The sequence below is a fragment of the Variovorax sp. UC122_21 genome (assembly GCF_044056785.1).
GTDB lineage: Bacteria > Pseudomonadota > Gammaproteobacteria > Burkholderiales > Burkholderiaceae_C > Variovorax.
In genome coordinates this window covers 2,267,746-2,291,985 of sequence record NZ_CP172004.1, presented here as the reverse complement: position 1 = coordinate 2,291,985, position 24,240 = coordinate 2,267,746, and the positions used below count along the sequence as shown (strand labels likewise).

At 70.4% G+C, this 24,240-nt stretch carries 23 protein-coding genes and 3 pseudogenes; 8 read left to right on the top strand and 18 right to left on the bottom strand.

Features of this window, described 5'->3' with window-relative positions; translation table 11 throughout:
- Positions 1–12: 12 nt before the first annotated feature.
- The gene (locus ACHMXE_RS23195) at positions 13–462 is read left to right on the top strand and encodes a YiiD C-terminal domain-containing protein (RefSeq protein WP_395351537.1); all 450 of its coding nucleotides are present in this window, start codon (positions 13–15) and stop codon (positions 460–462) included.
- A gap of 16 nt (positions 463–478) precedes the next feature.
- Here the strand turns inward: ACHMXE_RS23195 and ACHMXE_RS23190 are convergent, their stop codons facing one another.
- The 5 genes from ACHMXE_RS23190 to ACHMXE_RS23170 are packed head-to-tail and all read right to left on the bottom strand — an operon-like array spanning position 479 to position 5,300.
- On the bottom strand, positions 479–1,249 hold the full coding sequence (locus ACHMXE_RS23190) for a tRNA-uridine aminocarboxypropyltransferase (RefSeq protein WP_395351535.1): 771 nt from the start codon (positions 1,247–1,249) through the stop codon (positions 479–481).
- 38 nt (positions 1,250–1,287) lie between these two features.
- On the bottom strand, positions 1,288–2,523 hold the full coding sequence (locus ACHMXE_RS23185) for an ROK family protein (protein ID WP_395351533.1): 1,236 nt from the start codon (positions 2,521–2,523) through the stop codon (positions 1,288–1,290).
- Positions 2,516–3,313: an ATP-binding cassette domain-containing protein gene (locus ACHMXE_RS23180; protein ID WP_395351531.1), complete on the bottom strand. Its 798-nt coding sequence runs from the start codon at positions 3,311–3,313 to the stop codon at positions 2,516–2,518. The genes ACHMXE_RS23185 and ACHMXE_RS23180 overlap by 8 nt, the downstream gene beginning before the upstream one ends.
- Positions 3,313–4,272 (bottom strand): ABC transporter permease, encoded by a 960-nt coding sequence (locus ACHMXE_RS23175; RefSeq protein WP_395351529.1) that lies wholly within the window; start codon positions 4,270–4,272, stop codon positions 3,313–3,315. Before ACHMXE_RS23175 ends, ACHMXE_RS23180 begins: the two co-directional genes overlap by 1 nt.
- Positions 4,273–4,298: 26 nt before the next feature.
- On the bottom strand, positions 4,299–5,300 hold the full coding sequence (locus tag ACHMXE_RS23170; RefSeq protein ID WP_203201689.1) for a sugar ABC transporter substrate-binding protein: 1,002 nt from the start codon (positions 5,298–5,300) through the stop codon (positions 4,299–4,301).
- 278 nt (positions 5,301–5,578) lie between these two features.
- Between ACHMXE_RS23170 and aspT (ACHMXE_RS23165) the strand changes: the two genes are divergently transcribed.
- The 4 genes and pseudogenes from aspT (ACHMXE_RS23165) to ACHMXE_RS23150 all read left to right on the top strand — a co-directional run bounded on the left by aspT (ACHMXE_RS23165) (position 5,579) and on the right by ACHMXE_RS23150 (position 11,394).
- Positions 5,579–7,270 carry an aspartate-alanine antiporter gene (gene aspT / locus ACHMXE_RS23165; RefSeq protein ID WP_395351526.1) on the top strand — a complete coding sequence of 564 codons (1,692 nt, stop codon included), beginning with the start codon at positions 5,579–5,581 and terminating at the stop codon, positions 7,268–7,270.
- 26 nt (positions 7,271–7,296) lie between these two features.
- Positions 7,297–8,986 (top strand): annotated as a pseudogene (gene aspT / locus ACHMXE_RS23160) (aspartate-alanine antiporter).
- 49 nt (positions 8,987–9,035) lie between these two features.
- On the top strand, positions 9,036–10,709 hold the full coding sequence (locus tag ACHMXE_RS23155; protein WP_395351524.1) for a bifunctional aspartate transaminase/aspartate 4-decarboxylase: 1,674 nt from the start codon (positions 9,036–9,038) through the stop codon (positions 10,707–10,709).
- A 25-nt stretch (positions 10,710–10,734) separates the two neighbouring features.
- Positions 10,735–11,394 carry a site-2 protease family protein gene (locus tag ACHMXE_RS23150; protein WP_395351522.1) on the top strand — a complete coding sequence of 220 codons (660 nt, stop codon included), beginning with the start codon at positions 10,735–10,737 and terminating at the stop codon, positions 11,392–11,394.
- A gap of 7 nt (positions 11,395–11,401) precedes the next feature.
- Here ACHMXE_RS23150 and ACHMXE_RS23145 read toward each other — a convergent pair whose 3' ends face one another.
- The 6 genes from ACHMXE_RS23145 to ACHMXE_RS23120 all read right to left on the bottom strand — a co-directional run bounded on the left by ACHMXE_RS23145 (position 11,402) and on the right by ACHMXE_RS23120 (position 16,437).
- Complete coding sequence (locus ACHMXE_RS23145; RefSeq protein ID WP_395351520.1) at positions 11,402–12,601, bottom strand: MFS transporter; 1,200 nt, start codon at positions 12,599–12,601, stop codon at positions 11,402–11,404.
- Positions 12,601–13,713, bottom strand: a complete 1,113-nt coding sequence (gene aroC, locus ACHMXE_RS23140; RefSeq protein WP_395351518.1) for a chorismate synthase — start codon at positions 13,711–13,713, stop codon at positions 12,601–12,603. Before aroC ends, ACHMXE_RS23145 begins: the two co-directional genes overlap by 1 nt.
- Positions 13,714–13,788: 75 nt before the next feature.
- The gene (locus ACHMXE_RS23135; RefSeq protein WP_203201696.1) at positions 13,789–13,974 is read right to left on the bottom strand and encodes a hypothetical protein; all 186 of its coding nucleotides are present in this window, start codon (positions 13,972–13,974) and stop codon (positions 13,789–13,791) included.
- A gap of 59 nt (positions 13,975–14,033) precedes the next feature.
- Positions 14,034–15,581 carry an MFS transporter gene (locus ACHMXE_RS23130; RefSeq protein WP_209542824.1) on the bottom strand — a complete coding sequence of 516 codons (1,548 nt, stop codon included), beginning with the start codon at positions 15,579–15,581 and terminating at the stop codon, positions 14,034–14,036.
- Positions 15,578–16,048: an SRPBCC domain-containing protein gene (locus ACHMXE_RS23125; RefSeq protein ID WP_395351515.1), complete on the bottom strand. Its 471-nt coding sequence runs from the start codon at positions 16,046–16,048 to the stop codon at positions 15,578–15,580. Before ACHMXE_RS23125 ends, ACHMXE_RS23130 begins: the two co-directional genes overlap by 4 nt.
- A gap of 230 nt (positions 16,049–16,278) precedes the next feature.
- A complete protein-coding gene (locus ACHMXE_RS23120) occupies positions 16,279–16,437 on the bottom strand; it encodes a hypothetical protein (RefSeq protein ID WP_395351513.1) in 159 nt (52 codons plus the stop codon).
- 85 nt (positions 16,438–16,522) lie between these two features.
- Here ACHMXE_RS23120 and ACHMXE_RS23115 point away from each other — a divergent pair, with 85 nt between their 5' ends.
- From ACHMXE_RS23115 to ACHMXE_RS23105, 3 genes and pseudogenes are all read left to right on the top strand, one after another.
- On the top strand, positions 16,523–16,945 hold the full coding sequence (locus ACHMXE_RS23115; protein ID WP_203201699.1) for a cupin domain-containing protein: 423 nt from the start codon (positions 16,523–16,525) through the stop codon (positions 16,943–16,945).
- 276 nt (positions 16,946–17,221) lie between these two features.
- The gene (locus tag ACHMXE_RS23110; RefSeq protein WP_395351511.1) at positions 17,222–18,040 is read left to right on the top strand and encodes a DUF2167 domain-containing protein; all 819 of its coding nucleotides are present in this window, start codon (positions 17,222–17,224) and stop codon (positions 18,038–18,040) included.
- A gap of 13 nt (positions 18,041–18,053) precedes the next feature.
- A pseudogene (locus ACHMXE_RS23105) lies at positions 18,054–18,781 on the top strand (site-2 protease family protein).
- A gap of 13 nt (positions 18,782–18,794) precedes the next feature.
- On the opposite strand, the gene ACHMXE_RS23100 reads toward ACHMXE_RS23105, so the two are convergent.
- The 7 genes and pseudogenes from ACHMXE_RS23100 to ACHMXE_RS23070 all read right to left on the bottom strand — a co-directional run bounded on the left by ACHMXE_RS23100 (position 18,795) and on the right by ACHMXE_RS23070 (position 24,119).
- Positions 18,795–19,091, bottom strand: coding sequence for an enoyl-CoA hydratase-related protein (locus ACHMXE_RS23100; RefSeq protein WP_395351509.1), 297 nt, complete (start codon positions 19,089–19,091; stop codon positions 18,795–18,797).
- Between the two features lie 103 nt (positions 19,092–19,194).
- Positions 19,195–19,584: pseudogene (locus ACHMXE_RS23095) on the bottom strand (enoyl-CoA hydratase-related protein); the annotation flags it as partial.
- Between the two features lies 1 nt (position 19,585).
- Positions 19,586–20,416, bottom strand: coding sequence for an SDR family NAD(P)-dependent oxidoreductase (locus ACHMXE_RS23090; protein ID WP_203201703.1), 831 nt, complete (start codon positions 20,414–20,416; stop codon positions 19,586–19,588).
- 27 nt (positions 20,417–20,443) lie between these two features.
- Positions 20,444–20,863 (bottom strand): MaoC family dehydratase, encoded by a 420-nt coding sequence (locus ACHMXE_RS23085; RefSeq protein WP_261216469.1) that lies wholly within the window; start codon positions 20,861–20,863, stop codon positions 20,444–20,446.
- 14 nt (positions 20,864–20,877) lie between these two features.
- Positions 20,878–21,318 carry a MaoC family dehydratase N-terminal domain-containing protein gene (locus ACHMXE_RS23080; protein WP_395351506.1) on the bottom strand — a complete coding sequence of 147 codons (441 nt, stop codon included), beginning with the start codon at positions 21,316–21,318 and terminating at the stop codon, positions 20,878–20,880.
- Between the two features lie 14 nt (positions 21,319–21,332).
- Positions 21,333–22,517: a lipid-transfer protein gene (locus ACHMXE_RS23075; RefSeq protein ID WP_203201706.1), complete on the bottom strand. Its 1,185-nt coding sequence runs from the start codon at positions 22,515–22,517 to the stop codon at positions 21,333–21,335.
- Between the two features lie 39 nt (positions 22,518–22,556).
- Positions 22,557–24,119, bottom strand: a complete 1,563-nt coding sequence (locus ACHMXE_RS23070; protein ID WP_395351504.1) for a long-chain-fatty-acid--CoA ligase — start codon at positions 24,117–24,119, stop codon at positions 22,557–22,559.
- Positions 24,120–24,240: the final 121 nt, after the last annotated feature.

Sequence of the window (24,240 nt, the reverse complement as noted above, 5' to 3'; positions counted from 1 at the left end):
CCAGGAGAAGTCTTGACCCCCGCGGAACTGCAAACCTACCTCCACGACCACATCACCCTCTCGAAGGCCATGGCCGTGTCCGTCGCCTCGGTAGCGCCGCATGAAGTGGTGCTGCGCGCACCGCTCGCGCCCAACATCAACCACCGCGACACCGTGTTCGGCGGCAGCGCCTCGGCGGTCGCGATCCTCGCGGCCTGGTCGCTGCTCAACACGCGACTGACGGCCGAGGGCCTGGCCAGCCGGCTCGTGATCCAGCGCAACACCATGGCCTACGACCTGCCGATCGAGGGCGACTTCATCGCGCGCTCGGCCTTCGACGAGCCCGCGCAATGGCCGCAGTTCGCGCGCATGCTGGCGCGCAAGGGCAAGGCGCGGATCTCGGTGTCGTCGCAGCTCGAGTTCGGCGGGCAGGTCGTGGGGCGGTTGACGGGGGAATTCGTGGCGCTCAGGACCGGCGGGTGATCGCGGGCGCGCTGCGCTACACGGCCACGACGGGCTCGGCCCGCGGATGCCGCTGTGCCGACAGCGCCCGCAACCTCCGATGCGCCTCGCCCTCCCCATCGACCGGCGACTGGTTCTTCGCCTGCAGGTAATGGTGGGTGAAGACAGCAAGGTACGCATCGAGGATCTGCGCGGCCAGGGCGTCGCCGGCCAGTTCCATGCACAGGCTCGCGACCTCGCTGGTGCAGAGGTGGTCGTCGCGCCCCGACTGGCGCAGCCGGTACTGCGTGCTGCGCGAGAGCGCCGGGCTCAGCACCGGCAAATGCTCGAGGTAGGGGCTGCGCCGGAACATCTTGCGGGCCTCGGCCCAGGTGCCGTCGAGCAGCACGAACAGCGGGCGCTTCGCGGGGCCGTCCGGCGACGCATCGGGCGCCGCGACGGTCTGCACCACACGCTCGGGCGCGGCGTACTGGCCCGGGAACACCACGTACGGCTGCCATTGCGGATCGGCCAGCAAGGCCAGCAGCGCGGGATCGGCCTCGGTGCGCGACCAGCCGAAGGCGAAGGTGTCCTCGACCACGTCGGCGATCAGCCAGCCGGTGTTGCTGGGCTTGAGCGCCTCGATGTCGCCCATGATCAGGCAGACCCCCGCGCGCGTGGCCATCGAGGGCCGCAGCGCGCACAGGCAATGGCTGGGCGCGAGCCGGCAGCCGGCGCAGCGCTCGCGCTTGAAGCCGCCACGGGCCAGGAAGGGTTTGACGCTGCGCGCGAGGCGTTCGGCGCGCAGCAGGGAGACGGCGTGGGGCATGCGCCGATTCTCGGGCATGCCCGCATGCCGGCCGGTCTTCAGCCGGCCTTGAGGAACACCTCGTGGTCGGGCGCGAAGTTGACGTGCAGCGGCAGCATCGCACCGCCCAGCGCGCAGGCCTGCGCGCCGACGCGGCCGCCATGCAGTTGCGGACGCCACAGGCCCTCCCAGTTGCAGCCGTCGAGCGCGGCGCGCGTGGCCTCGAGCAGCGCCTGCTGCAGCGGGCGCGACATCGAGCCGTCCATCACCACGTCGGCGAGGTCGAGCATCGCGGTGCCGCTCGCGATCGCGTGGGCCAGAGCCTCGGCGGCCGAGGCGAGCCAGGCGCGGGTGGCGTCGGCGAACGGTGGCTGCAGCGCGCGCTCGTCGTAGGCCGCGTCGGGGTCGACGCCCTCGCGCTGCAGCCGCTGCTCGAGCTCCCACAGCGAAGCCTCGGCGATCAGTTGCGGCGGCGCCGCGTCGGCATCACGCTGCGCGTCGCGCACGCGCTGCATCGGCAGCGAGGCGAGCGCACCGGCATTGCCGTGCGCACCGCCATGCAGGTGCGAGTTGAGCACCAGGCCGCCGCCGACGAAGGTGTCGACGAACACGTAGAGAAAGCTCTTGAGGTCGTGGCCGCGCCCGCTCACCAGCTCGGCCACGCAGGCCGCGACGGTGTCACGCGCGAAGATCACCGGCAGGTCGGTGCGCTGGCGCACCTCGGCGCCCAGGTCCATGCCGTTCCACAGGTCGGACTGCGCCTTCGACAGCCCGAGCGTGCGGTGCCAGCCGCCGAGCAGGAACGGTGCGGCGAGCCCCACGCCGACGGTGCGCGCGGCCAAGGGTCCGAGGCCGTCGCGCAGCCGGTGGGTGTGCTGCGCGATCGCGGGCAGCAGCGCCTCGGCGTCGGGAAAGTCGTAGGCCATCGCATGGCGCTCGCGCACCTGGGCCGTGAAGTCGATCAGCAGCCATTCGGCGCCGCGCCGGCCGACCTTGACGCCGATCGCGAAGGCGCCGTCGGGGTTGAGCGCGAGCGGCACCGAGGGCTGGCCGATGCGGCCGCGCACGCGGCTCTGCTTGACGATGAGGCCGTCCTCCTCGAGTCGCGCGGTGATCAGCCCGATGGTCTGCGCGCTCAGGCCGGTGAGGCGCGCGAGCTCGGCCTTGGGCAGGCTGCCGTGCACGCGCAGCGCCTGCAGCACGGTGCGCTCGTTGAACTGGCGCATGCCGACCTGGTTGGAGCCGCGCGGGCGCAGCAGGTCGGGCATGCGCGCGGCGGGCGCGGCATCAGGCATGCGCCTCCGCGGGCAAGGCGCTCGGCAGCATGGCGCCGGTCATCACGGCCACGGTGTCGCTCATGCTGATCTTCTTCGGATCGAGCACGGCGGCGCGCTTGCCCAGGCGCGCGACGTGGATGCGGTCGGCGACCTCGAACACGTGCGGCATGTTGTGGCTGATCAGCACCACGGGCAGGCCGCGGTCGCGCACGCGGCGGATCAGCTCGAGCACCATGTTGCCCTCCTTCACGCCGAGCGCGGCGGTGGGCTCGTCCATGATGACCACGTGGCGCGCGAAGGCCGCGCTGCGCGCCACCGCCACGCACTGGCGCTGGCCGCCCGAGAGGGTCTCGACGGCCTGCGTCATCGACTGGATGCCGACCTTGAGGTCGGCCATGCGGGCGGCGCTCTCCTGCAACATCCTCTTCTTGTCGAGCATGCGCAGCACGTTGCCGAGAAAGCCGGGGCGGCGCAGCTCGCGGCCGAGGAACAGGTTCTCGTAGATGGTCATCGCGGGCGCGACGGCCAGGTCCTGGTAGACGGTCTCGATGCCGGCACGGCGCGCATCGAGCGGATTGCGGAACTGCACCGGCTGGCCGTCGAGCAGGATGCGGCCCTCGTCGGGCACGATCGCGCCCGACAGCGCCTTGATCAGCGAGGACTTGCCCGCGCCGTTGTCGCCGATCACCGCGAGGATCTCGCCCTCGCGCAGCTCGAAGTCGACGCCGTCGAGTGCGGTGACCTGGCCGTAGCGCTTCACCAGGCCCTGGGCCTGCATCACCACCTTCGGGTTCGTCACGGCGTTCATCAGCGGGCCCCCTTGCGCGAGAGCTGGTCGGCCGCCACCGCGAGGATCACGAGCACGCCCGTCACCAGCACCTGGTAGATCGACGATACGCCCATCAAGGTGAGCCCGTTGCGGAACACGCCCACGATCAGCACGCCGATCAGCGAGCCGAGCACGATGCCGCGGCCGCCGAACAGGCTGGTGCCGCCGAGCACCACGGCCGTGATGGCATCGAGGTTCTCGGTCTGGCCCGCGTTCGGGTCGCCCACGCCGGTGCGCGCCACCGACAACAGCGAGGCGATGCCGTAGAACACGCCCGCGGCCACGTACACGCCCAGCAGCACGCGCTGCGTCGGGATGCCGACCAGCCGCGTGGCCTCGGCGTTGTTGCCCACCGCGTAGATGTGGCGGCCGGCGCCAGTCTCGCGCAGCACGAACCAGGCGAGCAGGTACAGCAGCACCATCAGCACCGCGCCCCAGGCGACCTCGGTGCCGCCGATGGCGAAGGTGGTGCCCAGGCCCGTGAGGCCGGCCGGCAGGTCGGTGATGGTCTGCGAGGACGAGTACAGCTGCGTGATCGCGAACGCGATGTTCAAGGTGCCCAGGGTCACGATGAAGGGCGGCAGCTTGATGCGCGTGACCAGCAGGCCGTTGAGCAGGCCGAACAGCGTGGTCACGCCGATGCCGCAGAGGATGGCCACCGGCACCGGCAGGCCGAGCTTGGTGGCGAACTTGGTCATGACGATGCTGCCCAGCGCCATCACCATGCCGCACGACAGGTCGATGCCGGCCGTGAGGATGATCAGCGTCTGGCCGATCGCGATCACGCCGACCACCATCACCTGCTGCAGGATCAGCGAGAGGTTGCCGCCGGTGAGGAAGCGGTCGGACTGGGTCGCGAAGAAGATGCAGGCACCCAGCAGGGCCAGCCACGGCCCGAGGGCGCCCCACGGGATGTGGTGCGTTGCGGATTTCGCCATCGTCGTGCCTCCCCGGGGCCGGCCGATTACTTCTTGCCCCAGCACAGCTCGGCGCCGGTCTTGGTGTCCTTGCTCTCGACGCCGGCCACGCTCTTGCCCGCGATCAGGGTCACGCCGGTGTCGACGTAGCCCGAGGCCTTCTTGCCGGTCTTGGCGAATTCGACGCCTGCCGCCACGCCCATCGCGGCCATCTTCAGCGGGTACTGCTGCGAGGTCGCGGCGATGATGCCGGCGTTGGTGTCCTTGATGCCCTGGCAGCCGCCGTCGACCGAGACGATCAGCACGCCCTTCTCCTTGCCCGCGCGCTTGAGCGCGTTGTAGGCACCGGCCGCGGCGGGCTCGTTGATGGTGTAGACCAGGTTCACGTCGGGCGCCTTCTGCAGGCAGTTCTCCATCACGGTCTGGGCCTTGGCCTGGTCGCCGAAGCTGTCGGCCATGCAGACGATCTCGGGCGCCTTCGACAGCTCGTTCGACTTGGCGTCGTTCGCGGCCAGCCCGAAGCCCTTCATGAAGCCGTTGTGGCGCTGCGCGCCCACCGGGTGGCCCGGCAGCAGGTCGAGCGCGACGATCTTCGGCGTCTTGCCGGCCATCGCGGCCTTGGCGTATTCGCCGATCAGCACGCCGGCCGTGTAGTTGTTGGTGGCGAACAGCGCGTCGGTGGCCTCGGGCGGATCGGCCGGGCTGTCGAGCGCGATCACCATGATCCCCTTGTCGCGCGCCTTCTTGATCGCCGGCACGATGGCCTTGGCGTCGCTCGGCGTGATCAGGATGGTCTTGGCGCCGGCCGCGATCATGTTCTCCATGGCCGTGATCTGGCCCGCGTTGTCGCCGTCGGCCTTGCCCGCGCCCGACAGCAGCTTGGCGCCGAGCTTCTTCGCCTCTTCCTGCGCGCCCTCCTTCATCTTCACGAAGAAGGGGTTGGTCTCGGTCTTGGTGACGAGGCCGATCACCGGTTCGCCGGCGGCGAAGGCGGTGGATGCGGCGACGGACGCGGCCGCCAGGGCCAGGATGCAGCGGATGCGGGGCATGGTTGTCTCTCCTTGGGCAGGCGGCTGGATCGGACCGCCTCTTGGTTCTCGAAATCCGGCCGGCTCGCCATGCGGATGGCGTCGCCGGGCCGGGCGCCAGCGGACTATCGGCGAAGGAAGCGACTAAATCAATATGATTTAGTTATCGGAAACCCGCACAGGAAGCATCAAGGATTCGGCTCGCGGCGCGCGATCTGGACGTCTGTCAAACGAAACAGTTACTTGCATTTGGTCGCATTGCCGACAGAATGAGCCGGCACTTTGGAGGTCAGGCACGCGTGAGTGGCGAGGTCGTCGAACTGCTGAGAACCCAGAGCGAGATCGCGCTGTTCCTCGTGCTCGCCATCGGCCATGCCATCGGCGCCATCCGCTTCGGACCGATCCAGCTCGGCGGCATCTGCGGCACCCTGATCGCCGCGCTGGTGGTCGGCCAGCTCGGCATCCGGGTCGACGACAGCGTGAAGAACGTGTTCTTCATGCTCTTCATCTTCGCGCTCGGCTATGCGGGCGGCCCGCAGTTCTTCGCCAACCTCGACGCCAAGGGCCTGCGCCTGGGCCTCTTGTGCCTGGTCGAGGTGGTGGCGGTGCTCGCGCTGGTGCTGGGCGCCACCGTGCTGCTGTCGCTCGACCAGGGCACGGCCGCCGGGCTGATGGCCGGCGCGGCCACCGAGTCGGCGGTGGTGGGCACGGCCACCGACGCGATCTCCAAGCTCGGCCTGCCGGCGGCGGACATGCAGCAATTGCAGGCCAACGTGGTCACGGCCTACTCGATCACCTACGTGTTCGGGCTGATCGCGATCGTGGTCTTCACGAGCCAGGTGTTCCCGCTGCTGCTGCGCGTGGACCTGCGCGCCGAGGCCGACCGCCTGTGGAAGACCATGGGTGGCGGCGGCGACGATCCCGGCGCCGCGAGCGCCGTGCCCGAGATGGTCGGCCGCGTGTTCGAGGTGACGACCGGACGCGGCCGCTCGATCGGCGAGCTGGCGGCGATCCTCGGCGGCCAGGCCCACATCGAGCGCGTGCTGCGTGCCGGCCAGAGCCTGGCGCTGGAACCCGCGCTGCGGCTGCGCGCCCACGACCGGGTGCTGGCCATCGGCCGCCGCGCGGCGCTGGTCAACGTGGCCGAGCTGCTGGGCCGCGAGTTCGCCGACACCACGGCCTTCGACGCGGTGGTCGAGACCACCGAGGCGGTGCTGAACCGGCGCGAGTGGTTCGGCCGCGAATTGCGCGAGCTGGCCGCGGCGCTGCCGCCCTCGGTGCAGCTCACGGGTGTGACGCGCGACCGCCATGCGATGCCGCTGCTGGGCGACCTGCGGCTCAAGCGCGGCGACGTGCTCCAGCTCTACGGCCCGGTCGACGAGGTGGCGCGCGCGCTGCCGCTGGCCGGCGATCGGGTGCTGGCCTCGACGCGCAGCAACATCAGCTTCGCGGCCGCAGGCATCCTGCTCGGCGTCTTCATCGGCGGCTTCAGCGTCAGGCTCGGCGGCATTCCGTTCTCGCTGGGCACCGGCGGCGGCGCACTGCTCACCGGCCTGGCCTTCGGCTGGTATCAGGCGAAGAACCCGCACCGGCTCAGCGTACCGCCCGATGCGCTGGCGCTGATGAAGGACCTGGGCCTCGCCACCTTCATCGCCTGCGTCGGCCTGGCCTCGGGGCCGCAGGCGCTGGCGCTGATCAAGAAGTTCGGCGTGGCGCTGCCGCTGGTCGGCGTGGCCGTGGCGGTGGTGCCGGCGAGCCTGTCGCTGTTCGTCGGCCACCGGCTGCTCAAGCTCGAGGCGCCGGTGCTGCTGGGCGCGATCGCGGGCCAGCAGTGCAGCACGCCGGCCCTCAGCGCGGTGCAGAACGCGGCCGGCAACGCCACGCCGCTGCTGGGCTACACCATCACCTATGCGATCTCGAACGTGGTGCTGCCGCTGATGGGACCGCTGATCGTCGCGCTGGCCGGCCTGGTGCACCACGCGGCGAAATGAAGACTCAACCTCGAAGGAGCTGATCCATGGAATGGCTGCACGAAACATTCAAGAAGTCGCCCGAGATGGCGCTCTTTTCTCTCGCTGGCGGTCGGCTACTGGATCGGCAAGATCAAGTTCGGCAAGTTCCAGCTCGGCGGCGTGGCCGGCTCGCTGCTGGTGGCGGTGATCGTGAGCCAGGTCGGCGTGCAGGTCGACGCCGGCGTGAAGGCCGTGCTGTTCGCGCTCTTCATCTACGCGGTGGGCTTCGAGAGCGGGCCGCAGTTCTTCAGCTCGCTGGGCCGGCAGTCGGTCAAGGAGATCGTCCTGGCCGCGGTGATGGCGGCCACCGGCCTGGCCACCGTGGTGCTCATGGCCAAGTGGTTCGGTCTCGACAAGGGCCTGGCGGCCGGCGTCGCGGCCGGCGGCCTCACGCAGTCGGCCATCATCGGCACGGCCGGCGACGCGATCGCCAAGCTCGGCCTCGACGCGGCCGAGACCGCGCGACTGCAGGCCAACGTGGCGATCGGCTATGCCGTGACCTACGTCTTCGGTTCCTTCGGCGCGATCATCGTCTGCGTCAACCTGCTGCCCAAGTTCATGGGCCGCACCATCCGCGACGACGCGATCGCGGCCGAGACCGCGATGCAGTCCGGCGTGAAGGTGCTGGGCGCCGACCAGGAGGAAGCCGCGCCCTCGCTGGTGGGCCGCATCTACGAGCTCACGGCCGACCCGCAGCGCACCGTGGCCGACATCGAGAACGCCGACCCGGCCACCACCATCACGATCGAGCGCGTGAAGCGCGACGGCCGCTTCGTCGAGGTCAGCCCCACGCTCGCGCTGCGCCGCGGCGACATCGTGCTGGCCGTGGGCCGGCGCGACGCGGTGGTGGCGAGCGCGCCGCTGCTGGGCAAGGAAGTCTACGCGGTCGAGGGCATGGAGCTCACCATGCACAAGCGCGACATCGTGCTGACCCACAAGGACTTCGAGCGCAAGACCGTGGCGCAGATCCGCGAGGCCACCGCGGGCGGCGTGCGCCACGGCATCTTCGTGGTGCAGTTGAGCCGCATGGGCCAGGTGCTGCCGATGCAGCCCGACACCGTGGTGCAGGCCGGCGACGTGGTCACGATCTTCGGCGCCGAGCAGGACGTCAAGCGCGTGGCCGCGATCGTCGGCGACGTGATCGTGCCGAGCGCCAAGACCGACTTCGTCTATCTCGGCGCGGGCCTGGTGGTCGGCCTGCTGGTGGGCTTGCTGAGCGTGAAGATCGGCAGCATTCCGCTCACGCTCGGCGCCGGCGGCGGCGCCCTGCTCTCGGGCCTGCTGTTCGGCTGGTACCGCGCGCGGCGCCAGACCTTCGGCGCGCTGCCCACCAGCGCCGTGCAACTGCTCAAGGACCTGGGCCTGGCCGGCTTCGTGGTGGTGGTCGGGCTCTCGTCGGGGCTGCAGGCGGTGCAGACCGTCAAGCAGCACGGGCTCACGATCTTCGGCGTGGGCGTGGTCGTGACCCTCGTGCCGATGATCCTCACGATGCTGTTCGGCCGCTACGTGCTGCGCTATGCCAACACCGCGGTCTTCGCGGGCGCGCTCAGCGGCTCGCGCAGCGCCAACCCGGCCTTCGGCGAGGTGCTCGACAAGGCCGAGAACGCCATTCCCACCGTGCCCTTCGCGATCACCTATGCGCTGGCCAACGTGTTCCTCACGCTGCTCGGGCCGCTGATCGTCGCGCTGGTCTGAGCGCGGCGTCCCTTCTTTTTTGCCTTACTCACAACCAAGGAGCCTTTCCATGGATTTCGGCGACGTGAAAAAACTCAGCGGCCTGAGCCCCTTCGAGCTCAAGGACGCGCTGATCCAGGTGGCCAGCCAGGGCGACCGCCTGATGCTCAACGCGGGACGCGGCAATCCGAACTTCCTCGCGACCACGCCGCGCCACGGCTTCTTCGCGTTCGGCGAATTCGCCATGACCGAGAGCGAGCGCTCCTTCGTCTACATGGAGGGCGTGGGCGGCTTCCCGCAGCGCGAGGGCATCGAGGCGCGCTTCGAGATCTTCGCCAAGGCCAACGCGGGCCGGCCCGGCGTGCGCTTCATCGAGGCCGCCGTGTCGTACGTGCGCGACCAGCTCGGGCTGTCGGCCGGCGACTTCATCTACGAGATGTGCGAGGCGATCCTGGGCTGCAACTACCCGGTGCCCGACCGCATGCTGCGGCTCAGCGAGATCATCGTGGGCCAGTACATCCACAAGGAGATGATCGGCACCCATCCCTTCGTGGGCGGGTTCGACATGTACGCGGTCGAAGGCGGCACCGCCGCCATGACCTACCTGTTCAACAGCCTGCGCGAGAACAGGCTGCTCGAGCCCGGCGACACCATCGCGCTGGGCATGCCGATCTTCACGCCCTACATCGAGATCCCGCACCTCAACGACTACCAGCTGATCGAGGCGCTGATCGACGCGCCGTCCGAGAACGGCTGGCAGTACACGAAGAAGGAGCTGCAGAAGCTGCTCGACCCGAAGGTCAAGGCCTTCTTCCTGTGCAACCCGAGCAACCCGCCCTCGGTGAAGATCAGCGACGAGGTGCTGGGCTACATCGCCGACATCGTCAAGCAGCGGCCCGACCTGATCATCCTCACCGACGATGTCTACGGCACCTTCGCCGACGACTTCCGCTCGCTGTTCGCGATCTGCCCGCGCAACACCATCCTCGTGTATTCGTTCTCGAAGTACTTCGGCGCCACCGGCTGGCGCATGGGCGTGGTGGCCACGCACGAGGACAACGTGCTCGACCACCAGATCGCGGCCCTGCCCGAGGCGGCGCTGAAGGAACTCGACGCGCGCTACAGCTCCATCACCACCGAGCCGCGCCGGCTCAAGTTCATCGACCGGCTGGTGGCCGACAGCCGCACCGTGGCGCTCAACCACACGGCCGGCCTGTCGACGCCGGTGCAGGCGCAGATGGTGATGTTCTCGCTGTTCTGCCTGATGGACGAACCCGAGGCCTACAAGCACGCGATGAAGCGCATCGTGAAGCGGCGCAAGGAGGCGCTCTACCGCGAGCTCGGGCTGCCGCTGTCGGCCGACCCCAACTCGGTGAGCTACTACCACCTGCTCGACCTGCAGGAGATCGCCACCCAGATGCACGGCGAGCGCTTCGGCGACTGGATCGTGACCCAGCTGCAGCCCAACGAGGCGCTGTTCCGCATCGCCGAGGAGACCGGCATCGTGCTGCTGCCGGGCCGCGGATTCGGCGGCAAGCACGCCTCGGGCCGGGTCTCGCTGGCCAACCTCAACGAGTACGACTACGCCAACATCGGGCGCTCGCTGCGCAAGCTGGCCTCGGAGTACTTCGCGCGCTTCGAGACGCAGTCGGGCAAGGCCCGGCGCAGCAGCGATCCGGCGGTGTCGGCGGTGGTGGTCAAGCCGCAGAAGGCGGTGAAGGCCCGGGGCGGCAAGAAGAAATAGACTGCGAGGACCGACCGCTTCGCGCATGCCCTGGCTTCTTCTCGCCGCTGCCCTCTGCACCGCCCTCCACCTGGGCGCCATCGCGCTGGCGGCGATGCGCTTCGGCATCCCGATCCGGGAGATCCACTACGGCTGGGGTCCGACGCTGCTGCGCCTCGGCCCGCTGCGCATCAAGCCGCTGGTGTTCGCGGGCTCGGTCGTGCTCAAGGACGGCGGGGCCGAAGGGCTCGCAGGCGATGCCAAGCGCGATGCCTTCGACAGCCAGCCGCGCATGACGCGGCTGCTGATCGGCTGCGCCGGGCCGTTCGCGCTGCTGACGCTCGCGCTGCTGGTGTCGCCCTTCGACGGCCTCGGGCAGGTCGGCAGCGGTTTCGTTCAGTACGTCGCGGGCGCGCTGTCGCCGTTCGGGCAGGCGCAGCGGCTGCTGCGGCTCGCGGCCGAAGCGGCCGGCGGGCTGGACTTCATCCCGCTGCTCGGCCTGGTCGCGGCGAAGACCGCCGCCTTCAACCTGCTGCCGCTGCCCGGCAGCAACGGCGGCTTCCTGCTGCAGGCCCTGTTCGAGCGCACGGAACTGGCGCGGCGCTGGCCGCCGCAGGCCACGCAGGCGGCGCTGCTGGTGTTCCTGGGCTCGGTGCTGTCGTGGGTGGTGGCGCTGGCGGCCTTTCTCTGGCCATTGCCGCGCTGACCCGGCATCAGGCCGGGCTGGCAGCCCGCCGCGCCGCAGCCTCCAGCCGCATCACCTTCCACGCGCACAGGATCCCCGCCACCGCGAGCAGCGCCGCCAGCGCGAACATCGTGCGGTAGCCGAAGGCCTGCGCCACCGCGCCGCCCAGCAGCACGCCGAGCACGCCGCCGAAGCCGTAGCCGATGACGGTGAACAGCGCCTGGCCGCGCCCGCGCAGCCGGCCCGGGAAACGGCGCGACACCACGGCGATGCAGGTGGTGTGGTGGGCCGCGAAGCTCAGCGCATGCAGCCACTGGGCGACGACCAGCGCGGCGATCCAGCCGCCGAGGCCGGCGGTCAGGCCCAGCCGCGCGACGGCCGCAATGCCGCACACCAGCATCCAGCGCGGCATCGGCAGCAGACCGATCAGACGGCCCTGCAGGAAGAACCAGACGATCTCGGCCACCACCGACAGCGCCCACAGCAGGCCGATGGTGCTCTTGCCGTAGCCGAGCGAATCGAGGTAGAGCGAGAAGAAGGCATAGACCGAGAAGTGCGACATCACCTGGAAGAACAGCGCGGCGAAGAACCACTGCACGACGCGGTTGCGCAGCACCGGGCCGATGGGCTCGCCGGGCGCGTCGTGCGCGGCCACGGGCTCGCGGCTGTCGGGCAGGCGCAGGGTGGCGAACAGCACCAGCGCCAGGGTGCCGGCGGCCCAGGCCGGGAAGTGCTTCATGCCGAAGCGGTCGAACCACTCGCCCGCGACGAACACCGTGACCAGGAAGCCGGCCGAGCCGCACAGCCGGATGCGCCCGTAGCGGCCCCAGTCGCCGGCCACGAGGTGGGCCATGGCGGCCTCGGTCAGCGACATCATCGAGCTGGTGTGGGTGAACATCAAAAGCAGCACCAGCGCCAGCCACCAGGGGCCGCCGCTCCACCACAGGCCGAAGGAACTGAGCAGCGCGATCGCGGCGCTGATGCGCAGCAGCAGCACGCGCTGGCCCGTGTGGTCGCTGAGCGCGCCCCAGGCATAGGGCGCGAACACGCGCGTGACCGACTGCACCGAGGCCAGCAGGCTGATGGTGAAGATCGGCAGCCCCTGGTCCTTGAGCCACAGCGGCAGGTAGGGGTTGAAGAAGCCGATGTGCGCGAAGTAGCTGGCCGACAGGCCAGCGAACGCCAACAGGTGGCCGCGCCCGGCGGCCACTGGAGGCGGTGTCGACACTAGAGGAAGGACGCCTGCGGCGAGGTGGCCTGGGTCTTCTCGTCGTCGCCGTGCACGTCACCGCACTGCGCGCGGTGACGCAGCGCATGGTCCATCACGACCAGCGCGAGCAGCGCCTCGGCGATCGGCGTCGCGCGGATGCCGACGCAGGGATCGTGGCGGCCCTTGGTGACCACCTCGACCGGGTTGTTGTTCACGTCGATCGACTGGCGCGGGCTGATGATCGAGCTGGTGGGCTTGATCGCGATGCTGACCTCGAGGTCCTGCCCCGAGCTGATGCCGCCGAGGATGCCGCCCGCGTTGTTGCCGAGGAAGCCGGTCGGCGTGATCGAGTCGCCATGGGTGGTGCCGCGCTGCGTCACGCTGTCCCAGCCGGCGCCGATCTCGACCGCCTTCACGGCATTGAGGCCCATCATCGCGTAGGCGATGTCGGCATCGAGCTTGTCGTAGAGCGGCTCGCCGAGGCCGACGGGCACGCGGGTGGCGGTCACGCGCACGCGCGCGCCGCAGGAGTCGCCGGCCTTGCGCAGCCGGTCCATGTAGTCCTCGAGCGCGCTCACGTCGGCGATCGGCGCGAAGAAGGGATTGTTCGGTACGTGGTCCCAGCTCTCGAAGGGGATCGCGATCTCGCCGATCTGCGTCATGCAGCCACGGAACACCATGCCGTACTTCTCGGCCAGCCACTTCTTGGCGACCGCGCCGGCCGCGACCGTGGGCGCGGTGAGCCGGGCCGAGGAGCGACCGCCGCCGCGCGGATCGCGGATGCCGTATTTCTTGTGGTACGTGAAGTCGGCGTGGCCCGGGCGGAACTGCTGGGCGATCTGGCCGTAGTCCTTGCTGCGCTGGTCGGTGTTCTGGATCAGCAGCGCGATCGGGGTGCCGGTGGTCTTGCCCTCGTACACGCCCGAGAGGATCTGCACCGCGTCGGGCTCGTTGCGCTGGGTGACGTGGCGGCTGGTGCCGGGACGGCGGCGGTCGAGGTCGGCCTGGATGTCGGCTTCGCTGAGCGCCATGCCCGGAGGGCAGCCGTCGATCACGCAGCCGATGGCCGGGCCGTGGGATTCCCCGAAATTGGTGACCGCGAAGAGATGTCCGAAGGTGTTGCCGCTCATGGGCGGGGATTATCCCCCGCAAAGCCGGGCCGGACGGCGCGGCGCCCGAATGCCCGAGGGCAACGCCCGCGCGGCCTATTCGGTCGCGCCCTCGAGCCGGCGCGCCAGCGCGCCGAGCTGCAGCTCGATCGAGAACAGCCGCTCGTTGAGCACCGCGGTCTGCAGCCGGATCGCTTCGACGATCGCGCGGGTCTGCGGATCGGGCGTGTTGTCGACCAGCTCCGCGAGGTCGTGCAGCTTCTTGCGCAGTTCGTTGCTCATGGGCGCTCCGTGGGTTTTCGTTCGGTGACTGACGCGGCCAGTATGGGCCCGGCCCGGGCTCAGGGCAACGCATCGGCCGCGGCGGGCCGGGTTTGTCCCGAGCGGCGCATGACCACGGCCAGCAGCGCCGCGATGGCCAGCAGCACCACCACGCCGATGCCGGCCATCAGGTGCAGGCCGCGCAGCAGCGCCGTGCGCGCGTCGGCCAGCAGCTCGGCACCGGCGGCCCCGCCGAGCTGCCCCGCCAGCGCCACGGCACCGCCGAGCGTGCTGCGCGCGGCCTCGACCGCGGCGGCATCGCCGAGCGAGGCGGGCACGGCGTCGACCATCATCGCGCGATAGACCGCCGCGCCCACGCTGCCAAGGATCGCGATGCCCAGCGCGCCGCCGAATTCGGAACTGGTTTCCGAGATCGCCGAGGCCACGCCCGCGCGCTCGGGCGGCGCGCTGCCCACCACCAGGTCGGTCGACAGCGTGAACACCACCGCCAGCCCGAGCGATGACACGACCATGCTGCCCACCAGCAGCGCCAGGCCGCCCTGCACCGGCAGCGCGATCAGCAGCGCGAAGCCCAGCGCCGCGACCACGAGTCCGCCCGTCATGGCATGCACCGGCCGCACGCGCCGCGTGAGCGCGGGCGCCGCCATCGAGCCGACGATGAAGGCGCCCGCGCTGGGCACGCTCCACAGGCCGGCCTGCAGCGGCGACAGCCCCAGCACCATCTGCAGGTACTGCGCCTCGTAGAGGAACAGCCCGAACATCACGAAGCACGACAGCATGTAGGCACCCAGCGCCACGCTGAAGGCCGGCGCGCGGAACAGCCGCAGGTCGATCATCGGATCGGCCAGCCGGCGCTGGCGCCGCACGAACAGCCAGCCGATGGACAGCCCCACCGCGATGGCGGCGAGCGACAGCGCGCTCGCGCCGTGCTCGGCCGTCTGCTTCACGCCGTAGATGGCCGGCAGCACCGCGCCCAGCGACAGCGCCACGCTCGCGAGGTCGAGCCGCGCGGCGGCGGGGTCGCGGTACTCGGGCAGCAGCACGGGGCCGAGCACCAGCAGCAGCACCATCACGGGCACGCCGACCAGGAACACCGAGCCCCACCAGAAGTACTCGAGCAGCACGCCGCCGACCACCGGGCCGATGACCGCGCCCGCCGAGAAGCTCGAGATCCAGACCCCGATGGCCAGCGTGCGCTGACCGGGATCGAGGAACATGTTGCGGATCAGCGAGAGCGTGGACGGCGCCAGCGTCGCGCCGGCCACGCCGAGCAGCGCGCGGGTGGCGATCAGCATGTTGGCGCTGCTCGAGAAGGCCGCGAGCACCGAGGCCAGCCCGAAGGCCACCGCGCCGATCAGCAGCAGCCGGCGCCGCCCGATGCGGTCGCCCAGCGTGCCCATGGTGACCAGCAGGCCCGCGACCAGGAAGCCGTAGATGTCGACGATCCACAGCAGCTGCGCCGCCGTGGGCTTGAGCGCCTCGCTGATCGCGGGGATCGCGAGGTTCAGCACCGTGAGGTCCATCGAATAGAGCATGCACGGCAGCGCGATGACGGCCAGGCCGGTCCATTCGCGCACCGTGGCGCGCGGCGGGGCGGCGCCGGTCATCGGCCGCCGTCCGCCAGCCAGCGCTCGAGCCGCACCATCGACCCGGCCCAGCCGTGTTCGTGGCCCTCGCGCGCGGCCTGGTCGAAGAACTGCTCGTGCAGCAATTCGAGCTCGCAGCCGGTGCCGGCCGCATCGGGCTCGATGCGCACCGTGACGCGCGATTCGCGCTCGGGCGTGCTGCGCCAGGCCCAGCTGAAGACCAGCCGGCGTTGCGGCACGATCTCGAGGTAGGTGCCGCTGACGTCGTGCGTCTCGCCGTCGGCCGCGAGCATCGCCACGCGGAAGCGCCCGCCCACGCGCAGGTCGACCTCGGCATGCGGCACCGCGACGATCTCCTCGGGGCCGAACCAGTGCCTCAGCGCCTGCGGGTCGGTCCACGCGCGCCAGACCTTGTCGGGCGCGACGGCGTAGTGGCGGCGGAGGGTGAGGGAGGGACGTCCGGTGTTGGGGCTGGCAGGTTGCGCCATTCGGTTTGCTCCTGGTGGTAGAGAAAGCGCGCCAAGGCATCGAGGCGCCCGGTCCAGAACTTCTCGTAGCGCGACAGCCACACGGCGGCCTCCTGCATCGGCCGCGGCGAGAGCTCGCAGCGCACGACCCGGCCTTCCTTCGTGCGCGAGATCAGCCCCGCGTCCTCGAGCACGCGCAGGTGCTTCATGAAGCCCGTGAGCGACATCGCATGCGGGCGCGGCCAGCTCGGTCACGCTGAGGCTGCGCTCGCCCAGGGTCTGAGCACCGCGCGGCGCGTCGAGTCGGCGAGCGCGGCGAACACGGCATCGAGGGCAACGGGCGCGGGCGGCGCGGCGGCATCTGAGTGAACCATGCGGTTGAGTATCTGGACCCGGCGCGCCAGCGTCAAGGCGTGGGGGCATGGGAGGGGCGACCGCGGGAACGCTTTATGCGTGCTGCGGCGCAGCATCCCCACTCGCCGCCAAGGAGCTTCCATGCTGGACCGTACCGCCACCCAGTTCTCCCACGTCAAACCGGGCGACACCGAGTTCGTCTCGGGCGGACTGCGCGACTTCTTCCTCTACCGCGACCTCGGCGTGGCCGCCGCCACCAACGGCAAGGTGATCGCGCACCTCGTCAAGGCCAACATGGCACCGGAAGCGGGCACCGGCTGGCATCGCCACGAGGCCGACTTCCAGATCGTGATCATGGTCAAGGGCTGGGCCCGCTTCATGTACGAGGACAAGGAAACGCTGGTCGAGGCCGGCGACGTGGTGCACCAGCGCCCGGGCATCCGGCACTTCCTGTTCGACTACTCGCCCGACATGGAGTACCTCGAGATCGTCTCGCCGGCCGACTTCAAGAGCGTGGACGTCGAGCCGGTGTGCGAGATTCCGGCGCCCACGCCCTGGCCCTGAGCCGCCGCGAACCGGCTTTCGCCGCCGTCCTACGGACGGCGTTCCGGCCTGCCCGATAGACTGCGCCCTCGTCTCGCAAAACCGATAACAACCGAGGAGAGAGAGCATGAGGATCCCCCATGGCCCGCCTGTCGGCGGGCGTCCTGTTCGCGTTCGCCGTCCTGGCCGCCGGCCCCGCCGCCGCCGCGCCGCCTTCCAATCCACCCAGTTCCGCCGCCGTGCCGGCCAGACTCGCTCGAAGCCGAGCAGGAGGCCGCCTTCAAGGCCGCGCGCGCGGTGCAGAAGACCGGCCCTGCCGACATCGCGCTGCGCGACCAGGCCCACCTGAAGCTGCCGCCGGGCTACGTCTGGGTGCCCACGCCGGCCGCGGCGCAGCTCATGCGCAGCATGGGCAACCGGGTCGACGACAGCTTCCTCGGCGCGGTGTTCCCCGACAACGACGCCGACTGGTTCGCGGTGGTGAAGTTCGTGAAAGAGGGCTACATCAAGGACGACGACGCCAAGGACTGGAACGCCGACGACCTGCTCAAGAGCCTCAAGGAAGGCACCGAGGCCGCGAACGAGGAGCGCGCCAAGCGCGGCATCCCCGCGATCGAGGTCACGGGCTGGGCGCAGAAGCCGCAGTACGACGCCTCGGTGCACCGCCTCGTGTGGTCGGCGCTGTCCAGGCACAAGGACGAGCCCTCGGGCAGCCAGGGCGTCAACTACAACACCTATGCGCTGGGACGCGAGGGCTACATCAGCCTGAACCTCGTGACCAACGCCAACGACCTCGAGAAGTACAAGCCCGACGCGACCCAGCTGCTGGCGGCGCTGCAGTACGACGACGGCAAGCGCTACGCCGACTTCGACGCCTCCATCGACAAGGTCGCGGCCTATGGCCTCGCGGCGCTGGTGGCGGGCGCGGCGGTCAAGAAGCTTGGCCTGTTCGCGGTGGTCGCGGCCTTCCTGGCCAAGTTCGCCAAGATCATCGCGGTGGCCGTGGGCGGCGCGCTGTGGGGCGCGGGCAAGCTGTTCCGCCGCAAGGAGAAGGCGCCGGTGGCGAGCGAAACGCCGGCCGGCGGGCTGCCGCCGACGAATCCGCCCGCGGCCTGAGCGCGCGCGGGCCGTGGTCAAGCTGCTGCTCCTGCTGCTGAGCGCGGCAAGCTCGGCAAGCTGCTGCTCACCGGCGGCACGATGCTGCTGTCGGTGGTCGCCTATGCCTTCGTCTTCGGCTGGCGCTACGCGGCGGGCTTCGTGGCGCTGATCTTCATCCACGAGATGGGCCACTTCCTCGCGGCGCGCCAGCGCGGCCTCGATGTGGGCGCGCCCACCTTCATTCCCTTCGTGGGCGCCTGGATCGAGCTCAAGGACCAGCCGCGCGACGTCGAGACCGAGGCCTGGGTGGGCTTCGCGGGGCCGCTGCTCGGCAGCCTGGCCTCGCTGGCCTGCTACTTCCTCGCGCGCGAGAGCGACAGCCGGCTGCTGCTGGCGCTCGCCTACGCGGGCTTCTTCATCAACCTGTTCAACCTGATCCCGCTGTCGCCCTTCGACGGCGGCCGCATCACCGCGGTGCTCACGCCGCGCATCTGGCTGCTCGGGGTGCCGGTGCTGGTCGCCCTCTTCTTCTGGCGGCCGAGCCCGATGCTGGTGCTGGTGGCCGTGCTGGCGGCGCCGCAGGTCATGCGGGCCTGGAAGTACGACCCCGAGGACCCGGCCAATCGGCAGTACTACGCGGTGTCGGCCGAGACGCGGCTGACCTACGCCGTCTACTACATCGGGCTGGTGGCCTTTCTCGCGGTGATGGCGCACGACACGCACGAGATGCTCGGGGCGGCGCGCCTGCCGGGCGGCTGAACGCCGCCGCGCCTCAGGGCGCGCCGAAACGCGGCGCGCGCTTCTGAAGGAAAGCCGCCACGCCCTCGCGCGCATCGGCGCTGCCGGCGCGCTCCCGCAGCAGGCGGTGCTCGAGCGCCAGGTGCGCCTCGAGCGTGCGGCCCGGCGCATCGGCGCACAGCGCCTTGATCGCGGCGAAGGAGCCGGGTGCGCCCGCGGCCAGCCGCCGCGCCAGTGCCTCGCCGGCCGCGGCCAGTTCGGCGTCGGGATGCAGCGCATCGACCGCCCCGGCCGCGAGGCAGCGCTGGCTGTCGATGGGATCGCTGAGCATGAGCCACTGCTGCGCGCGCAACGCCCCGATGCGCCGCGCGAGGAGACCACGAGCTGCCCGCGTCGGGCGACAGGCCGATGGCCGCATAGCCGGTGCGCAGCTTCATCGACTCGGCCGCGAGCACGAAGTCGCCGGCCAGCGCGAGCCCCACGCCCGCGCCGCCGACCGCGCCGTTGAGCACGGTGATCAGCGGTGCCGGGCCGTTCACCAGCCGCAGCAGCGCCGGATGCAGGGGATCGAGGATCTCATCGACCAGCGCGGGCAGGTCCTCCCCGGCCGCGACGAACTCCTCGATGTCGCCGCCGGCGCAGAACACCCGGCCTTCGCCGGTCAGCAGCACCACGCGCGGCGCGGCCGCCAGCAGCTCGTCGATCGCGCGCACCAGCGCACGGCTGCTCGCGGCGCCGATCGCGTTGGCGCGCTCGGGACGGCGCAGCACGATGCGGCCGATGCCCTCCTCCACCGACCAGGCGATGCCCTGCTCGAGCGGCATCTCAGATGCCCGTGAGGCCGCCGGTGCACATCAGCGTCTGGCCGCTGACGTAGTCCGACTCGGGAATGCACAGCAGGTAGACCGCGCCAGCCGCTTCCTCGGGCGTGCCGCCGCGGCCCAGCGGAATGGTCTGCTCCATCATCGACAGCAGGCCGGGGTTGATGCCGACCTTGATCTCGCGGCCATCGATGTGGGCCGTGGTCGCATCGGCCGCGCTCGCGGTCAGGCGGGTCTGGATGAAGCCGAAGGCCACGCAGTTGACGGTGACGTTCATGCGCCCCCATTCCTTGGCCAGCGTCTGCGTCATGCCGACGATGCCGGCCTTGGCGGTCGCGTAGTTGGCCTGGCCCGCGTTGCCGAACAGCCCCGCCACCGAGGAGATGTTGACCACCTTGCGCACGTTGCGCCGGCCGGCCTCGGTCTCGGTCTTCGAGAGCTGGCGGATCACCGGCTGCGCCGCGCGCAGGATGCGGAACGGCGCCGTCAGGTGCACGTCGAGCATGGCGTACCACTGCTCGTCGGTCATCTTCTGCACCACGCTGTCCCAGGTGTAGCCGGCGTTGTTGACGATGATGTCGAGGCCCTGGAACTCGCTGACCGCGGTGCCGACGAAGCGTTCGGCGAAATCGGGCGCGGCCACGCTGCCGTTGCAGGCCACGGCCTGGCCGCCGGCGGCGCGGATGGCCTGCACGGTCTCCTCCGCGGGGCCGGCATCGAGGTCGTTGACCACCACGCGCGCGCCTTCCGAGGCGAGCTTGAGCGCGATCGAGCGGCCGATGCCGCGGCCCGAGCCGGTGATGAGGGCGACCTTGCCTTCGAGTCTGGATGTCATGTCAGGGTGTCTTTCTTCGTTGGGTCTTCAGGCCAGCGCCACCAGCGCTTCGCCCGCGATGCGCACCTGGCCATGCTGGTTGGTGCTGCTGACTTCCACGCGCACGCAGCGCTCGCCGTCGCGCTCGAGCTTCTCGACCACGCGGCCCGTGCAGCGCACCGCGTGGCCCAGGTGGGTCACGCCCTGGAAGCGCACGTCGAAGCGGCGCAGCTTCGACTGCGGCGCCCACTGCGTGAGCAGGCGGCCGAGCCAGGCCATGCCCAGCATGCCCTGCGCGAACACGTCGGGCATACCGGCGCGGCGCGCGAAGTCGATGTCGATGTGGATCGGGTTGTGGTCGCCCGAGGCGCCCGCGAACAGCGCGAGCGTGGTGCGGTCGACCGGCGGCAGTTGCAGCGGCGGCAGTTCGTCGCCGACCTGCACGGTGTCGTGGTTGGGTGCGGTCATGGGTTTCCTCGGGCTCAATGCCGGCAGACGATCACGGTGCGCAACTCGGCCACCAGTTCGTCGCGCTGGTTGGTGGCGCGCGAGCTCTTCACCACGAACTCGAGCGCGCCGTTCTTCTTGTCGTAGATGTCGGTGATGGTCGAGCGCACCGTCACGGTGTCGCCCGCGCAGGCCGCGCGGTGGTAGCTGAAGCCCTGCTCGCCGTGCAGCAGCTTGGCCAGCGGTATGCCCAGGTCGGCCAGCAGCTGGCTGGACGCGCCCGAGTCGAGCTCGGCCGCGAACAGGAAGGTGGGCGGCGCGGGCAGGTCGGCATAACCGGCATCGCGCGCGGCCGCGGGGTCGGTGTAGACCGGATCGGTCTCGCCGATCGCCTTGGCGAAGAACTGCAGCCGCGTGCGCTCCAGCGGCAGCACCGAGGCGGGCAGCTCGTGGCCGATCCATTTCCTGTCGATCATCGGCGGGCCTTTCTTCAGACGCGTTCGTAGAGCGTGACCACGCAGGCGCCGCCCAGGCCCAGGTTGTGCTGCAGCGCGAGCCGCGCGCCCTCGACCTGGCGCTTGTCGGCCGTGCCGCGCAGCTGCTGGACCAGCTCGGTGCATTGCGCGAGGCCGGTGGCGCCCAGCGGGTGGCCCTTGGACAGCAGGCCGCCCGAGGGGTTGGTGACGACCTTGCCGCCATAGGTGTTGTCGCCGTCGAGCACGAACTTCTCGGCCCCGCCTTCGGGGCACAGGCCCAGCGCCTCGTAGCTGATGAGTTCGTTGTGCGCGAAGCAGTCGTGCAGCTCGACCACGTCGATGTCCTGCGGGCCGACGCCCGCCGCCTCGTAGACCTTCTGCGCCGCTTCGCGCGCCATGCTGAAGCCGACCACCTCGCGCATGTCGCGCGCCTCGAAGCTCACCGGGCGGTCGGTGGTCATGGCCTGGGCCTTGATGCGCACGCTTCGGTCCAGGCCGTGGCGCTGCGCGAACGCGGCCGAACAGATGATGGCGGCGGCCGCGCCACAGGTCGGCGGGCAGGCCATCAGCCGCGTCATCACGCCGGGCCACATCACGGGCGTGGCCAGCACCTCGTCCTCGGTCACGACGGTGCGGAACAGCGCCACCGGGTTGTTCGACGCGTGCCGGCTGGCCTTGGCACGGATCTTCGCGAAGGTCGACAGCTGCGTGCCGTACTGCTGCATGTGCGCCAGGCCCGCGCCGCCGAAGTAGCGCAGCGCCAGCGGCACCTGTTCGTTGCCGACCAGCTCGTCGGTGATGGACTCGAAACGGTCGAAGGGGCTGGGCCGGTCGTTGAACACCGCGCCCAGCGCGCCCGGGCTCATGTGCTCGAAGCCGAGCGCGAGCACGCAGTCGGCCGCGCCGCTGGCCACGGCCTGGCGCGCGAGGAACAGCGCGGTCGAGCCGGTCGAGCAGTTGTTGTTGACGTTGACCACGGGAATGCCGGTCATGCCGACCTCGTAGAGCGCGCGCTGGCCGGCCGTGGAGTCGCCGTAGACATAGCCCACGTAGGCCTGCTGCACCTGCTCGTAGCCGATGCCGGCATCGGCCAGCGCCGCGTTGAGGGCCTGCGCCGCCATCTGCGGATAGGGCAGGTTCGCGCCGGGCTTGGTGAAGGGGATCATGCCGACGCCGACGACATGCACATCCTGGGTCATGGGAATTCCTCTCTGGGTGTTGAAGCGAAAACGAAGAGCTCAGGCGATCGCGCGCTGGCGATCCTTCCAGAACGGCTCGCGCAGCTTGGTCTTGAGCACCTTGCCGGCGCCCGAGAGCGGCAGCGCCTCGACCACCGCCACGCTGCGCGGGCACTTGTAGCCCGCGATCAGAGTCTTGCAGTGCGCGATCAGCTCGTCGGCCGTGACCGGCTGTCCCGGCTTGGCGACCAGCACCGCGTGCACGGCCTCGCCCCATTCCTCGCTCGGGATGCCGATGACCGCGCAGGCCGCGACCGCCGGATGCTGGGCGATGGCATTCTCGACCTCGGCCGAGTAGATGTTCTCGCCGCCGCTGATGATCATGTCCTTCATGCGGTCGACCACGAAGATGAAGCCGTCGTCGTCCATGTAGGCGCCGTCGCCGGTGTGCATCCAGCCCTCGCGCACCGCGGCGGCCGTCTGCTCGGGCTTGTTCCAGTAGCCGAGCATCACGTTCGGCCCGCGCACCGCCACCTCGCCCACGGTGCCGCGCGGCACTTCGGCGCCCTCGGCATCGACGATGCGCACTTCCATGCAGAAGCTCGCGCGGCCGGCCGAGCGCAGCTTGCCGGCCTTGCGGCCCTCGACCGTGTGGTACCAGGCGGGGTTGATGGTGGCGATCGGCGACAGCTCGGTCATGCCATAGGCCTGCACGAAGTCCACGCCCGGCAGCGCCGCCATCGCGCGGTTGAGCACGGCCTCGGAGATCGGCGAGGCGCCGTAGGCGATGCCGCGCAGGCTGCCGAGCTCGCGCGGCCTGTCGCGCATGGCGGGATGGTCGACCAGCATCTGGATCATGGTCGGCACCAGCAGCGTGTGGCTCACGCGCTCGCGCTCGATCGCATCGAGCACGGCCTCGGGATTGAACATCGGGATCACCACGTGCGTGTTGCCCTGGAACCAGTGCGGCCCGGAGATGCCCATGTCGGCCAGGTGGAACATCGGCGCCGCATGCAGGTAGCAGCCCTCGGCCGGCGCCATGCCCTCGGCCTGCGCGGTCAGCGCCGAGGCGCAGAGGTTGGCGTGGCTCAGCATCACGCCCTTGGGAAAACCCGTGGTGCCGCCGGTGTAGAAGATGCCGGCGAGGTCGTCGCCATGGCGGTAGGCGTCGGGCACGGGCGCCGCGCTGTCGAGCAACGCCTCGTAGCCGAGCATGCCCGCGGGCACCGCGCCGTCGCCGCAGTAGATCAGCTCGCGCAGGGTGGTGGACTGGCCGCGCAGCTGCTCGGCGGCGGCACGGAAGGCCTCGTCGACCAGCAGGATCTGCGAGCCCGAGTCCTCGAGCGAATAGAGGATCTCGGCCGGCGACCAGCGGATGTTGCAGGGATTGAGCACGCCGCCGCCCCAGGGCACGGCCATCTGGTATTCGAGGTAGCGGTCGGAGTTGAGCGACAGCATCGCGACCCGGTCGCCGTTCTTCATGCCGAGCTTTTGCAGCGCGCCGGCCAGCCGGGCCACGCGTTCGCCGAATTCGCGGAAGCTCTTGCTGCGGCTGCCGAAGCGCACCGCGGTCTTGTCCGGTTTCTGCTGCATCGCGCGGTGCAGCGCCTGGGTCAGGTACATGGTGGCTCGTCTCCTAATCGTTGGTCTTGTCGGCACGCCTTTGCAGGTCTTTTTCTGGCGTGGACGCATGGTAGAAATCCGGGCCCGGGCCGGCGATTGCGCTTCGCGTCGTTCGCATTGC